The 14240-nt window shown below is 39.7% G+C and carries 15 protein-coding genes and 1 pseudogene; 6 read left to right on the top strand and 10 right to left on the bottom strand.

The window, feature by feature from the left end; translation table 11 throughout:
* Both FJR05_RS27065 and FJR05_RS25200 read right to left on the bottom strand, forming a co-directional pair.
* Nucleotides 1-210: pseudogene (locus FJR05_RS27065) on the bottom strand (hypothetical protein); the annotation flags it as partial.
* Nucleotides 211-273: 63 nt separating this feature from the next.
* The gene (locus FJR05_RS25200; RefSeq protein ID WP_168646636.1) at nucleotides 274-1383 is read right to left on the bottom strand and encodes an AAA family ATPase; all 1110 of its coding nucleotides are present in this window, start codon (nucleotides 1381-1383) and stop codon (nucleotides 274-276) included.
* A 149-nt stretch (nucleotides 1384-1532) separates the two neighbouring features.
* On the opposite strand from FJR05_RS25200, the gene FJR05_RS25195 reads away from it, so the two are divergent.
* The 3 genes from FJR05_RS25195 (at nucleotide 1533) to FJR05_RS25185 (ending at nucleotide 2921) form a co-directional block, all read left to right on the top strand.
* Nucleotides 1533-1928, top strand: a complete 396-nt coding sequence (locus FJR05_RS25195; protein ID WP_168646635.1) for a type II toxin-antitoxin system RelE/ParE family toxin — start codon at nucleotides 1533-1535, stop codon at nucleotides 1926-1928.
* Nucleotides 1900-2217 (top strand): DNA-binding transcriptional regulator, encoded by a 318-nt coding sequence (locus tag FJR05_RS25190; RefSeq protein WP_168646634.1) that lies wholly within the window; start codon nucleotides 1900-1902, stop codon nucleotides 2215-2217. The genes FJR05_RS25195 and FJR05_RS25190 overlap by 29 nt, the downstream gene beginning before the upstream one ends.
* An 83-nt stretch (nucleotides 2218-2300) precedes the next feature.
* Nucleotides 2301-2921, top strand: a complete 621-nt coding sequence (locus tag FJR05_RS25185; protein ID WP_168646633.1) for a Uma2 family endonuclease — start codon at nucleotides 2301-2303, stop codon at nucleotides 2919-2921.
* A 154-nt stretch (nucleotides 2922-3075) separates the two neighbouring features.
* Here the strand turns inward: FJR05_RS25185 and FJR05_RS25180 are convergent, their stop codons facing one another.
* Entirely contained in the window at nucleotides 3076-4770 is a 1695-nt protein-coding gene (locus tag FJR05_RS25180; protein ID WP_168646632.1) for an ABC-F family ATP-binding cassette domain-containing protein, read from the bottom strand.
* Between the two features lie 549 nt (nucleotides 4771-5319).
* Between FJR05_RS25180 and FJR05_RS25175 the strand changes: the two genes are divergently transcribed.
* The 3 genes from FJR05_RS25175 to FJR05_RS25165 all read left to right on the top strand — a co-directional run bounded on the left by FJR05_RS25175 (nucleotide 5320) and on the right by FJR05_RS25165 (nucleotide 9055).
* A complete protein-coding gene (locus tag FJR05_RS25175; protein WP_168646631.1) occupies nucleotides 5320-7509 on the top strand; it encodes a cation:proton antiporter in 2190 nt (729 codons plus the stop codon).
* 40 nt (nucleotides 7510-7549) lie between these two features.
* A complete protein-coding gene (locus tag FJR05_RS25170) occupies nucleotides 7550-8224 on the top strand; it encodes an AMIN domain-containing protein (RefSeq protein ID WP_168646630.1) in 675 nt (224 codons plus the stop codon).
* Nucleotides 8225-8326: 102 nt separating this feature from the next.
* Entirely contained in the window at nucleotides 8327-9055 is a 729-nt protein-coding gene (locus tag FJR05_RS25165) for a Bax inhibitor-1 family protein (protein WP_168646629.1), read from the top strand.
* Nucleotides 9056-9302: 247 nt separating this feature from the next.
* Here FJR05_RS25165 and atpC read toward each other — a convergent pair whose 3' ends face one another.
* The 7 genes from atpC to FJR05_RS25130 all read right to left on the bottom strand — a co-directional run.
* Nucleotides 9303-9716: an ATP synthase F1 subunit epsilon gene (gene atpC, locus FJR05_RS25160; RefSeq protein WP_168646628.1), complete on the bottom strand. Its 414-nt coding sequence runs from the start codon at nucleotides 9714-9716 to the stop codon at nucleotides 9303-9305.
* 96 nt (nucleotides 9717-9812) lie between these two features.
* Nucleotides 9813-11261, bottom strand: coding sequence for a F0F1 ATP synthase subunit beta (gene atpD, locus FJR05_RS25155; RefSeq protein ID WP_168646627.1), 1449 nt, complete (start codon nucleotides 11259-11261; stop codon nucleotides 9813-9815).
* A gap of 333 nt (nucleotides 11262-11594) precedes the next feature.
* On the bottom strand, nucleotides 11595-12080 hold the full coding sequence (locus FJR05_RS25150; RefSeq protein WP_168646626.1) for a hypothetical protein: 486 nt from the start codon (nucleotides 12078-12080) through the stop codon (nucleotides 11595-11597).
* On the bottom strand, nucleotides 12077-12322 hold the full coding sequence (locus FJR05_RS25145) for a hypothetical protein (RefSeq protein WP_168646625.1): 246 nt from the start codon (nucleotides 12320-12322) through the stop codon (nucleotides 12077-12079). Before FJR05_RS25145 ends, FJR05_RS25150 begins: the two co-directional genes overlap by 4 nt.
* On the bottom strand, nucleotides 12322-12903 hold the full coding sequence (locus FJR05_RS25140) for a hypothetical protein (RefSeq protein WP_168646624.1): 582 nt from the start codon (nucleotides 12901-12903) through the stop codon (nucleotides 12322-12324). The genes FJR05_RS25145 and FJR05_RS25140 overlap by 1 nt, the downstream gene beginning before the upstream one ends.
* Before the next feature lie 111 nt (nucleotides 12904-13014).
* On the bottom strand, nucleotides 13015-13830 hold the full coding sequence (locus FJR05_RS25135) for a hypothetical protein (RefSeq protein ID WP_168646623.1): 816 nt from the start codon (nucleotides 13828-13830) through the stop codon (nucleotides 13015-13017).
* A gap of 2 nt (nucleotides 13831-13832) precedes the next feature.
* A partial coding sequence (locus FJR05_RS25130) for a hypothetical protein (protein WP_217385694.1) occupies nucleotides 13833-14240 on the bottom strand: 408 nt, incomplete at its 5' end.

Raw genomic sequence — 14240 nt, 5'->3', positions numbered from 1 at the left:
TACTTGCTCACGTAAAGCTTCAAGTTCTTTCATGTTGGGCAGTGTCGGTGTATGCGTTTCCACAATTGAAGGTTGTTGATCTTGATTCTTATCTTTCCGTATATTACACGAAAAAGTGTCTGTTTTTTTCCTATGTATTACTTGGAAAAAGGAATTTTCTACTTTCACATTTTTTTGAAGCATAAAATGGACATCGGCTTTGTGAAGCATAAAATAAGCTTTTGGCTCACTTTATGCTTCAAGTCACAATTAGTCCAATCCGAATCCGACGACTCATTCTGGATTTCCTCCAAACACATTTGTAAACCAAAGTTCACCTAATGCTCCATCATAAGCCTCTAAAGCTTTTTGAAACCGGACAGAATCTATAGGTAATTTGTGAACTTGAGTTTTACCTTCTTTGTCTAATTCAACCGCCCGCACTTGATATGGTTCAACGTAATTTAATAAAACAGGAGAATGGGTTGTAATTAAAACCTGCACAGGTTTACCAGTTATTCCTTCAGTGGAAACAATTTTTAGTAACTCCATCATTTTGTGCAGAAGCCAAGGATGCACACCATTTTCTATTTCTTCAAAACAAATAATACTGGGAGTATTTTCTTGGTAAAGTGCAGTTAGAAAAGCCAAAATTCTCAATGTTCCATCTGATATATCAGATGCAGGAATATGATGTTCTGAATATCTATCAACTAATTCTAGTGAAAAGGTTTGATTTTCTCCACGAGATAATACAATTTTCTTTATATTAGGAACAAGCTTTGTTAAACGTTCCTGCAATTCATCGAAACCTTCACGATTAGCTAATAAAATATCCAGCAAAGCATAAGCTATTCCTTCTCCGGTTTTCTTCATTATTGGAGTTGTTAAAGTTTGTCTAGAAATATCACCTGGAGAAAAATCATAGATACTGACTTTTTTTAATGATTTAGCAACTGGAGAATCTGAATATTGATGATTTACTAGAAAACTTCTGACCCCAATTGTTGAAGGTTGTGGATTAAATTTTATGTCATCTTTTTTTATTAGAATTGTTCTTTTAGGATAATCAAGATGAACTGATATATCTAAAAAAGGATGAGTATTTTCAGTCAATACGCTAACCTCTAATAAGATAAAATCTGTATTTCCATGCCAAAATTTAGATTCAAGACTTTGCGGATTTGTACTTAAAGTTGTCAATGACTGAGATAAAAAACCTATCGCTTCTGTATTTCCTGTATAATCTACAAGTCTATTCAAAAAATCAGACAATACAGCCAAAGATTCACAAATATTAGATTTACCAGAACCATTAGGACCTATAAATACAGTCAATGGGTCTAAATCCACTTGCGTATCAAAAAGGCTTTTGTAATGTTGAACTCTTAGTTTAGATAACATCTGTTTGCAAATAAATTGGCTCTTGGGTTGTTTTTATGGTGACTGAGGATTGATTATAACATTAGATATATTATACGCACTTTCAGACACATTTTTAATAATTGCCTATTGTAGCACCAAGTGATATACTTTAGTTAAAATGAACTAATATGGCAATCTACAAAACCCGATGGTTTAACCGTTGGGCAAAAGATCAGAAGTTAAATGATTCTAGTCTCTATAATGCTGTTGCAGAAATGGCAGCAGGTCTTTACGACGCGGATCTAGGAGGTGGACTATTTAAAAAACGCATTGCCCGTTCTGGAAAAGGCAAGAGGGCTGGTTTCCGTACATTGGTTGCTACTAACAAAGACGATAGCTGGTTTTTTGTGTTTGGGTTTCCAAAAAACGAGCGTAGCAATATTGATCAGGATGAAAAAGAAGCCTTGAAAAAACTGTCATCAGAACTGCTGTCTTTAACAGCAGAGGCTCTTGAAACAGCAAAATTGAAAGATGAATTAATAGAGGTAATCTGTAATGAGGAAGAAGAAGTCAGCAATTCTTGAGGCTGTTCACGAAACTGCTATAGGACTATACAAAGCTGGTGTAATGAGTCAAGTTACTTTACGCGAATTTGATAGCTTGTGTTTATCTCCAATTGAACCGCTAGAACCTCAACAAATTAAACAACTTCGTGAATCATTTAATGTAAGCCAATCTGTATTTGCTGCTATTTTAAACATCAGTTCATCAACTGTTCAAAAATGGGAAATTGGGCAAAAACGACCTACAGGTGCGGCTCTTAAATTACTACATTTAGTCCGTAAAAACGGTTTGGACAGTTTAATTTATTAATCTAATCTGATTGCCAAATAAGTAAGAAAGTGCAGTTTCTAATTGCCAAAATAATCTTTATTTAATCAGCAAGAAACATAATAATGGTACAATCATCCCTAAAACTAATCACAGCTAATGAATTTGTTACTCAGTATGGCGACAATGAGTGCTATGAACTTATTGATGGGGAATTAATCGAGATGGAACCAACAGGACCTCATGAACAGGTATCATCTTTAATTGGGCGAAAACTGAATGTAGAAATTGATCATCAAGACTTACCATACTTTATCCCCCATCGCTGCTTGATCAAACTATTGGGAACAAACACAGCCTTTCGTCCCGATGTGATTGTATTAGACCAAACCCAACTAATCAATGAACCATTATGGCAAAAAGAGCCTGTAATTACATCAGGAAAATCAATTAAACTAATTGCTGAAGTCGTCAGCACAAACTGGCAAAATGATTATGCTCGCAAAGTTGAAGATTACGCCCTATTAGCTGTTCCTGAATATTGGATTGTAGATTATTTAGGCATTGGTGGTAGAGAATATATTGGCAAAATCAAACAGCCAACAATTACAATTTGTACATTAGTAGAAGACGAATATCAAAAGCGATTATTTCAAAACAATGATCAATTGCTTTCCCCAATCTTTCCTAACTTGCAATTAACAGCAAAACAAGTCTTTGCATCTGGGGGTGTTATTGCTCTGTAATTTCTCTTGTAATACTAATTTTTTCTGAGACTGCACAGAATAATAATCAAATTTATCTGTGTTTATCTGCGTTCATCTGCGTTCAATTATCATGATTAAAAAATAGGTGACAGAAAGCCAGAAACACAATCAGTCACCCATTTGCCGATATTACCTACTTCTGCTTTGCTCCAGCTTTTGCAGATTTAGCGGCTTTTTTAGCAGCTTTTGCGGCTTCTGCTGCTGCCAATTCTGCTAGTTCTTTTTCTTCAGCTTTCTTATCGAGATAGTAGTGATAATCGCCTAAGTAAACATGAAAATCACCATCACGAATTTCGACAATTTTGTTAGCTACTTGGGAGATAAAATAACGGTCGTGGGAAACTACAAGGACAGTACCATCATAGTTTTGCAAAGCCTCTTCCATCATTTCCTTGGCCGGAATATCTAAGTGGTTTGTAGGCTCATCCAGGATGATTAAATTGGCTGGACGTAATAGCATTTTTGCCAATGCTAATCGAGCTTTTTCACCTCCACTCAATGCCGCAACTTTCTTAAATACAGTATCACCAGTAAATAAGAATCTACCTAACAATGTGCGGACTTCTTCATTTGTCCAGTTGGGAACTTCGTCATGGATGGTTTGCATGACGGTTTTATTTAAATCCAACGCTTCCGCTTGGTTTTGTTCAAAGTAACCAGGAATCACGTTGTGATCACCTAATTTAACAATCCCTTCTGTGGGTGGTTCAACACCCATCATAATTTTCAAAAGTGTGGATTTACCTGCACCGTTGGGACCAAGAAAAGCAATTCTGTCTCCTCTTTCCACCAGCAGATTTGCGGATAAAAACAGAATTTTATCCCCATAAATATGGGTTAAATCCTTAATTTCTACTACTTCTCTACCGCTACGAGTGGCATCAGGAAACCGGAAATGTAGGGTTCTAACTCCTCCTGTCGGTGCTTCAATGCGTTCAATTTTATCAAGTAGTTTTTCTCTACTTTTCGCTTGGGTACTGCGAGTAGCACTGGCACGAAATTTGTCTACGAATGCTTGTTGTTTTTCTAATTCTTTTTGTTGACGTTCGTAAGCGTTGAGTTGTGCGTATTGATTTTCGGCTTTTTGTTGGAGGTAGGATGAGTAATTACCTAGATAAGAACTGGAAACACCTCTTTCTGTTTCGACGATTTGGTTACACAGACGATCTAAAAATTCCCGGTCATGGGAAACTATGACCATTGGGGTAATTAAACCTCTGAGGTAATTTTCTAACCATTCAATGGTTTCTAAATCTAAATGGTTTGTCGGTTCGTCCAGTAGTAATAGGTCAGGTTTTTGGAGGAGAATTTTTCCTAAACTCATCCGCATTTGCCAACCACCGGAAAAGGCACTAACTAGGCGATCGCTATCTTCCAGTTGAAATCCCATCTCTGGTAATATCTTACCAATGCGTGAATCTAAGTTATATCCATCCAAAGCTTCAAACTGGCGCTGTAACCGATCTAACTCATGAATTAGTTCATCTAACTCTTCTGGATTAGCTGTTTCCATCTCATGAGGGATATGAGCTAAAGCCTTCTGCACTTCATTAGCTTCTTTAAATACAGTCCAAAATTCTTCTCTAACTGTACGAGTGGGGTCAACTTCAAATTCTTGGTTAAGATAAGCTATATGTAAGCTGGCGGGACGAATAATTTCTCCAGCGGTGGGTTCAATCTCCCCAGAGATGATTTTCAATTGGGTGGATTTTCCCGCACCGTTAACACCAACTAAACCAATACGATCTCCTGGTTTGACTTCCCAGTTGACATCTTTAAGAACTTCGCCTGTAGGATAAATTTTACTGATATGTTCTAATCGCAGCATGAAGCGTCTCGTGGGTAGGGGACAGGGGGCAAAGCTAACGCCGTACCTAATCTTAACAAAATTTAACGCCACATTTACAATTTTTTGACTATAAACCTAAATTCTTTGCTTTATTCAGGAGTCAGAAGAAGGAGTCACCGAGTCAGGAGTCACCGAGTCAGGAGAAAGAAATAAGAAGAAAGAATAAGAAAGACAGAATTTGTTAGCAAGTATTCTAGGTTACATCTGAGACATTTTTTCTAATTTTTAGTTAGAGTATTGTTTGAGAATTTTCGGTTTATTATTAGCTTTTCTGAGGAAATAATTTATTGATCAAAGGTTCTGACCAATTTATTCTCTTGATTTAGGTTTTATACTTGCTAATTCTCAAGTTTATTGGCAGTTTAACACAAAAATAATACTGATCTTTTGAGATTATTAAGATAGCAAGGTCACAATAATTAACATCTTAAAATAATAAAAATAGTCGAAAATATATCTAACTGGGTTGACAATTTACACTATTGTCAAGAATCATCATGAACTCGGATTATCGTTAATGAGGAAAATATGCACACAGTTGTTCTCGTTTTGGTTGAAGTATTAATTGTGATTGGACTCTCCCGACTTGTGGGGCTGGGATTCAAAGCAATTAAACAACCATTGGTGATTGGCGAGATTTTCGCTGGTATCATGCTTGGCCCATCATTATTTGGTATAATTGCCCCCAGTTTAGCGCATAGCCTGTTTCCACCAGAAACGATGCCTTATTTGAATGTTTTATCGCAAATTGGGCTAATATTTTTCATGTTTCTCATTGGGTTGGAATTAAATCCCAAATATCTGAGTGGTAACTTAAAAACTGCCATTCTTATTTCTAATCTCAGTATTATTGTTCCCTTTGCTTCGGCTTTTATATTATCTTTCCTACTGTATCCCTTAGTTTCTAATAATCATGTAAGTTTTGTCCCTTTTGCCTTGTTTTTAGGGGCAGCAATGTCAATTACTGCCTTTCCGGTGTTGGCCAGAATTATCACCGAAAATAACTTACAGGGGACTCGGTTAGGGACATTAGCTTTAACTTGTGCGGCAGTGGATGATGTGACAGCTTGGTGTATTTTGGCAGTAGCGATCGCTGTCGCTCGTCACGGTAGCATTGACGGGCAAGCTATTCTCACTATTATTGAAAGTATTGTTTATATTGGCTTCATGTTCACAGTTGGGCGGTGGTTTCTTAAACGTTTAAGTAAATATCATCGTCGGGCTGGGCGGTTGAGTCAATTGGTGTTGGCTGTAATTTATATGGGAGTTGTATCCTCTGCCTTAATTACTGAATTTATCGGCATTCACCTCATTTTTGGAGCATTTTTATTAGGCGCAGTCATGCCCAAAGATGAAGAATTAGTCAGAGAATTAGCCGTCAAAACTGAAGATTTTGTCCTCATCTTTCTGTTACCAATTTTCTTCGCTTACAGTGGTTTAAAAACACAAATTGGTTTACTCAATAGTCCTCATTTATGGCTATTGTCAGGTTTGATTTTATTAGTAGCAATTGGCGGTAAATATATTGGTACTTATGTAGCGGCTAGGTTCAGCGGCATTGACAAACGCGAAGCCTCAGCCCTGGGTTGGTTAATGAATACTCGCGGTTTAACCGAGTTAATTGTCTTGAATATTGGTTTAGAGTTAGGCGTGATTACCCCCTTACTTTTCACCATGTTAGTAATTATGGCTTTGGTGACAACATTTATGACTTCACCATTGCTGGAATGGACATATCCGAAACGCCTAATCAAATTAGATGTCGTTGAACCAGCAGCCGAAATCTCACCAGAAACCGTACCAGTTCCCAGCGAACTTTATATTACCCAATATCGAATTTTAGTTCCAGTGGCTAATCCCTCTACCCAAAAAGGTTTGTTACAGTTGGCAACTGCGATCGCCGTCAACAACCGACAACCTGCTGTGGTTTATCCCCTCAGTTTCATTGAATTTGAAGAAGACTATGCCTTTGAAAGTACCCCAAAAGAAGTTGATAGACTCATTGCCGAACGTCACCAAAAATTAGAAGAATTAATTGCTACCCTAGAGCCAGCACTAACACGCTCTTGCATTCATCCCATAGTTCGCATCTCCAGCAATGTTGCCAGAGAAACAGCACAGATAGCCAAAAGTGAACAACCAGATTTAGTTCTCGTCGGTTGGCATCGTCCCGCTTTTAGTAACAATCGGTTAGGGGGAAGAGTCGGACAAATTCTCAGTACCACACCAGTAGATGTCGCCGTATTTGTAGATAAAGGAGGCGATCTTAGACAAAGTTTATTAGTTCCCTACTCTGCCAACATTCATGACGATTTAGCACTAATCATCGCCCTCAGAATGCTGATTAATCGTGATACTTGTATGTTACAAGTTTTACAAGTCTTTACAGGCAATCACATCCAAGAAGAATTAAGTTATGAACTCAACACCATGATTGAGCGATTACCAAAAAGTGTCCGCGATCGCATTGAAATCAAAACCGTCACATCCCCAGAACCAATTCAAGCCGTAATTGCTGCCTCCGAAAATATTGATCTGACCATTATTGGTACTAGCCGTATGTGGGGAATAGAACGTCAAACACTAGGAAGATACACAGATCAACTCGCCATCCAATGTCGTTCTTCATTGCTCATTACCCGTCGTTACAGTCAAGTTACCTCACACCTTACCGCCCTCCTACCACCAAATAACCAAGAAGTAATTCGTAATCCGTAATTTTTGCCAACCCACTACCAAATCGCAGCACCACTAAACTATGAAAACAATAACTAATAAAATTCTTCTATCTATCGGGGTAAGTGTATTCGGCTTAATTACCCTCACCCCTAACATCAGTATTGCCCAACCAATCGGACAACTTAATAACTGGAAATTTAACCCCAAAGCCCAGCAATTAGAAATTAATCTCTCCGCTACCACCACACCCCAATATTTCCAACTAACGCAACCACCACGTCTAGTTCTCGATTTACCTAATACCAAATTGGGTAAAGTCCTCACTCAGAAAGAATATTCAGGAGCAATTCAGAGAATACGTATTTCTCAACTTAACGAAAATGTTACCCGAATAGTCCTTGATCTAGCACCAGGAACTCAATTACAAACCAATCAAATACAACTTCAACCTCTTTCTCGCCAAAAACCCACCCGCTGGGTATTAAATCCTCATATTACCTTTTCTGCTGCTAACAGTCTCTTAACTACACCCTCTACCACCCTACCACCATCCACAAATCTCACCACTAACTCCCAACAACCCTTAATCACCGTCCCACCCCTAAATTCTCAAAACCCATCACCCATCATCAATTCCCCCCTTCCTCCCGCTATGTTGCCCACACCTGAAGAAAACAAAAACAGTTCCCCCAATAACCCTAAAGAAATTCCCATTATCGAATTTGGTCAACCTTTACCCATACAAAAATTTTAGATTCACAGATTTACCGACTGGTTTCTCAACCCAAAAATTTGTAACAATAGAAATCAGCAGCTTATTTTCTTCAGTTTCCTTATTTTTTGGCAGTTTTTAGATATGAGTAATTCCAGTAATTTTCGTGAAGCTTTCCGTGAGGCGAGAACTCATGGAATCGTTGGACCCAATGTCATCGCTAACGCCCTCCCCTATGTCGGCGCTGGATTGGTGCTGACAGCATTTGGAACTTATGGTGGTTTAGGTGTTATCCGCAGTAACCCTGGACTCTTTTTTCCTACCTTCATTGGAGCGGTAATTCTCGAATTAATTTTGTTCTTCGTTGCCCAAAATGTCGCATCAAAAGGTAACAAAGCCCTAGCATTACCTCTATTAGGTATTTACAGTCTATTATCTGGATATACCCTAAGTGGCTTGGTATTTGTGGCTTTGAGAACCCAAGGAGTAGGTATTCAAGGTATTGCTATTGCTGCTCTGAGTTGTGGTATTACCTTCATTGCTGCCCGAAAAATCGGTTCTAACCTTTCGGAAGCAGACGGTATGGCATTGACAAAAACCGTTAGTTTAGGCATTGTTGCCTTATTGGTGGTTTGTCTTCTCCAATTTGTCTTTGCCTTGTTTGGTGTTTACACACCCAGTTGGTTAGAAATCGGTATTTCTGGTATAGGTGTATTTCTCTTCGCGGGAGCATCAGTAGTTGATTTCTACATCTTGCCTCGTACTTACCGCAATGATGAATATTTACCAGCAGCTTTGTCAATGTACCTCACCTACATCAACTTATTTGTCTTTATCTTACGGTTACTCATTGCTATTAATGGTCGTGATTAAAGATATAGCAATGCTTATTTTTCCACAATTCAACAACACTGGGTCTCTCAAAGACTTTGGGTAATTTTCTCTTGCCTTCTTTTCATTGCTTCTAAATGCCAGTTAGTCCAAACTCAAGGTAGATATACTCAAAAAGCCAGTCAGTATCACTGCTGACTGCTTTTCTCTAGCTTTTTAGTCCAAAGTCTATATTAAATAAGGGTAGGCAATTTGCCTACCCTCATTAATTCTGGATGCTCTATACAATTTATACCAAACCACCAGCAGCTTGAAAACGAGCGCGAGCGCGTTTAAACGCCTGTGTTGCTTGGAATTGTGCTTTCCGGTCATCTGCGCTAACTTGATTTAAGCCAGATTGTGCTGTGTTAAAAGCAGTGCGGGCTTCTTCAAGGTTGATTTTGTCGCCACGTTCAGCACTATTGACTAGAATTGTGACTTCATCTTGATCAACTTCAGCAAAACCGCCCAAAAGAGCGATCGCTTGCCAACTAGCATTTTTACTAGCCCGAACCCGCATTACACCTATATCCAAGGCTGTCAGCATGGGAGCGTGTCCGCTGAGAACACCTAACTGACCAGTAGTGCTAGGTAAAATTACTTCATCAGCTTCAGAATCCCAAACAGTTTTGTCTGGGGCAATTACACGAACAGTTAATGTCATTTATCAGTTGTCCTTTGTCAGTTGCTTTTTGTCAGTTGTCAGTTGTCAGTTGTCAGTTGCATAAAAAACCACTGACTACTGACTAATGACTAATGACTAACCCTTGAGCTTTTCAGCTTTAGCTTTAGCTTCGGTGATATCGCCTACCAAGTAGAAAGCTTGCTCAGGTAAAGCATCCAACTCACCAGAAAGAATTTGTTGGAATCCCTTAATGGTGTCTTCCAACTTCACATACTTACCAGGAGAACCAGTAAATACTTCAGCTACGAAGAAAGGTTGAGACAAGAACCGTTCAACTTTCCGCGCCCGGGCCACAATTAAACGATCTTCTTCAGACAATTCATCTAAACCCAAAATGGCGATGATGTCTTGGAGTTCTTTATAACGTTGCAAGGTGGATTGTACAGCCCGTGCAGTGTTGTAGTGTTCATCACCAACGATGTTGGGTTGCAACATGGTGGAAGTAGAACCCAAAGGATCAACCGCAGGATAGATACCTTTAGCCGCCAAACCACGAGACAATACTGTTGTCCCATCTAAGTGAGCAAAGGTGGTTGCAGGTGCGGGGTCGGTTAAGTCGTCCGCAGGTACATATACAGCTTGAATAGAAGTAATAGAACCTTCGGTGGTGGAGGTGATCCGTTCTTGTAAAGCACCCACGTCAGTACCCAAAGTAGGCTGATATCCTACCGCAGAAGGCATCCGACCCAAAAGCGCGGACACTTCAGAACCAGCTTGGACAAACCGGAAAATGTTATCAACAAATAGTAATACGTCTTGCTTGTTGACATCACGGAAATACTCAGCCATTGTCAAACCAGACAAACCAACCCGCATTCTAGCTCCGGGTGGCTCGTTCATTTGACCATAAACTAGAGCGATTTTGGATTCGTTGAGGTTATCTTTGTTGATAACTCCAGATTCCATCATTTCGTTGTAGAGGTCATTTCCTTCGCGTGTGCGTTCACCCACACCCGCAAATACAGACACACCACCGTGTTGAGTAGCGATGTTGTTGATCAATTCCATCATGATCACGGTTTTACCAACACCAGCACCGCCGAACAGACCGATTTTACCACCGCGTTTGTAGGGAGTGAGCAAGTCAACAACTTTAATCCCAGTTTCAAACACAGAAGGTTTTGTTTCCAAATCTGTGAATTTAGGAGCGTCACGGTGAATAGGTAGATATGCTTCCGCATTTACGGGACCTTGCTGATCTACAGGTTCGCCCAAAACGTTGAAAATCCGTCCCAATGTGGCTTTACCAACGGGAACGCTGATAGGAGCGCCAGTATCAACTACTTCTAAACCACGAACTAAACCGTCGGTGGTACTCATAGCAACTGCACGAACTTGGTTATCGCCTAGTAGTTGCTGTACTTCAACTGTCAAGCTGATGTTTTGTCCAGCTTCATTTGTACCTGTGATGGTTAAAGCGTTGTAGATTTGGGGTAATTTACCGCCGGGGAACTTAACGTCTACAACCGGACCAATTACTTGGGTAATGTAACCAATGTTTGTTTTTTCTGCGGTGGTGACCATGCTGCGCCTAAATGAATGAAGCTATTTTTCACAAGTGGGTTCGTTTAAGACCCCAGATCAAGCGATATCATCTTTTAGGTTAGCACTTAACGACTCCACCTTTGCCTTAAATTCATTATTAAGAATCCCCAGCTTATTTGTTCGTGGACTCTAGTTTATCCAGTCGATAATTCTGGATCTCGTTCTGACCTAGCACTTCTGATCGGAGTAATTTAATCTCTGCATTCATATCCGCGACTTTGTTACCGATGGAAAAACCACCAGATAACAAGTAAAGCCCGGACTGAGTGATCACACTCACAACACTGATTAATGCTGCTATCCTTTCTGTGTTCATGGACTTAGCAATTGTTCTAATTTGAAATTTATGTTGGCGAATTCTTGAGTTAGTAAAATTTCCTCAGAAGTATCATCAACGCCCGTATATCTCCAGACAATGATTTGCGCTGATCGAAACCATTTGGGTAGAGTGACCCCCAGGCTGAAATCAGTGCTTATTTTTGGGAACATTACCAAATTGACCTGATCCAAAAATAATGCTTGGGATTTGTTCACGGTCGCATCTTGAGACCCGCCGAGAACTATTCCCGTTGACATCTTTTGATTAGCCCAACCAGCAAACCGCCAATCAGCAGCTTCAGGAACTGCGGTGCTGACACTAATGGCAAAAACGAAAGAATCTAACAGAAAGGGGATAGTCACTGGAGGAATCGGGATAGCTTTGGGTTCTCCCTCATCTGTATACACCGTTCCACCTGTAAGGTTTGTGGTATAGAGGCTTTCCCAGTTGCTACTATTTGAAAGCTCTACAATTCTCATGGTAAAAGTAGTGGGGATAAATAACTGCTGTTGACCAATTCTTCTACAGGGTCAACATGGGCAAAAGGATCAATACCGTAATGATCCAAAATATCAAAGTATGTTCCTGTGTCCATTTTACCCATTAACCAATCAGCAGAAGCTTGGTTAATATGAATCATTCCGTCAATACTGCGGTTGTCAATTGCGGAAACGAATAATAAATCCCGGCAATCGCCGGGAAGTAGCAAATTAGTTGCCATTAGATAATCTCAGGAGTAAAGTAAATTCGGTTGCCAGTTGTACCCACAAAAGTTTCTACAGCAGCCAATGCTCTAATCGCTGCTACAGCAGTGGGGTAAGTTTCGCTACCAGCTTGTTCAGAACCGAAAGGACTAGATACTGATTTGTTGTCATAGCGGGAATATTCGATATCTGTTAGCCGTGACTTATTATCGGCTACTGCCGCCCCACGTTGCACAGCCCCAAAACGAGCAGCTTTAAAGCCAGTCAAACCATCTAACACAACACCACCAGCGGGAACTGTAAACCCTACATCTACAGTTCTGCCAGTAGTAGCAGATGCGGTTCTCACCAGTGAGATCAAAGTGCCGTTAGTTGTTTGGGTTTCAGAAAGCAACCGAACAGGTAAATAAATTCGCCCAGTTAGGTTAAAAGATTCCACAAATCCCTTAGTTTTGTTCGGTTTAACTTTTACTGAATTTCCTCGCTGGGCTTTATATGCGGCTTGTTTTGCGTCCGTAGATAAATCTTCATAAGCTCTTAATTTGGTCAAAGCTGCGTTAAGTTCTACCCCGCGTCTAATGTCTGTATATCTGCCCATTTTGTTTTTTTTTGGTAAATTCCTGAAAACCAATCTAGCACCGCATTCTGAGACGTTTTAAGCCAGCGACAAGTTAGCTTGTCGAAAAAGAAGTTCTACCCAGTAAAACCGCTAAACATTCTCAATCGCATTCCTGACACGCCCGGCTACAGACACCAAGTTAACGGGTTTGATCTGACCTGGAATGATTAGCTGCGCGTGGGTGAATTTAACATCAGCCGTCGGGCGTTGACGTGATTTTTTAACTTGTTTACCGTAAACTAAATGAGTTCCCGGTGTGCTTGGGTAAGTTTTAGTATTTTCTATAAATTGGAAGAAATCATCATTGTAGGTTTTATCTAAAATCTTGAGAACACTTTTAACTATTGAAACTCCCTCAGCTTTACTAATAGCTAATATTCTCAAATCAAAGCCATTTTCTAAGTCTATGTATGTACATTTATATTTTCCTTTCTTCCAGACTAGCGTAGGTGTAGCAAATTCGTTTTTAATCTCTCTGGCGTATTCTATAGCATCATTACGGCTGATAGTTTCCTGAGTTTTATTCATAATGCGAAAAGTGATTTCACCTCTCACCTGTTCAGTTCCATCTCCATGCTTTGCAAAATCATAAGACTCTTTAAAATAGAGTCTTATTTGTGGTCTGAACTTGCTATCTCTCTGAAATTCTTGCACTGGAATTCCATAAATAGGGGCTTGAATAGATTGGGCGTGTCCTGCGGTTATCTCAAATAGCCACATTCTTAAGATTACGAGTATTATCGTATCCTTGGAGGTAATCAAACAAGCTACCTTTAACGACCTTTTAGGGGTAGAGATATCATCTTCAGGTTGATTTTTATAGAATAATCTCACCCTACGGTTATGAATTTTCTCTACAGTCTCTCTCAAGTGTTTCCAACTATTAAAGCCTTCTGGTAAAGCCATAATTACTCATCAGCCTCCAATTCTTCCTCTAACAATTCCAAACCAATACTTAATGCTGCTGCTGCTGTTTCATCAGCTTTTAGCTTGTCAGGTTCGGAGACAGCGGGAGGTTTGTTTTCTGGTTTATCATCCTCTTTCCAAGCTTTTACCAATTCAGTTGTTGAGTTAGTTAACTCTGTAGTTTGAGAAATAATATCTAGTGGTACTTGGGTGACTTGTTGGATGGTTGACGCGCCTTGCTGCAAACCTTCCAGAAAATTAGTGATCCGGTTTATCTTCGGCTGTGGGTTCATCCACCCATAAGCATCATCAAAGACTTGCCCAGCCTTTTTCAAAGCGTTAGCCACTTTACTGTGTAGTTTTTCACTCTCCCCCCACTTTCGAGAGTTTATAGGGTAGGTAGAAGTAGG

Source organism: Dolichospermum sp. UHCC 0259 (assembly GCF_009711935.1).
Taxonomy (GTDB): Bacteria; Cyanobacteriota; Cyanobacteriia; order Cyanobacteriales; family Nostocaceae; genus Dolichospermum.
This window is presented reverse-complemented; position numbering and strand designations above follow the sequence as displayed.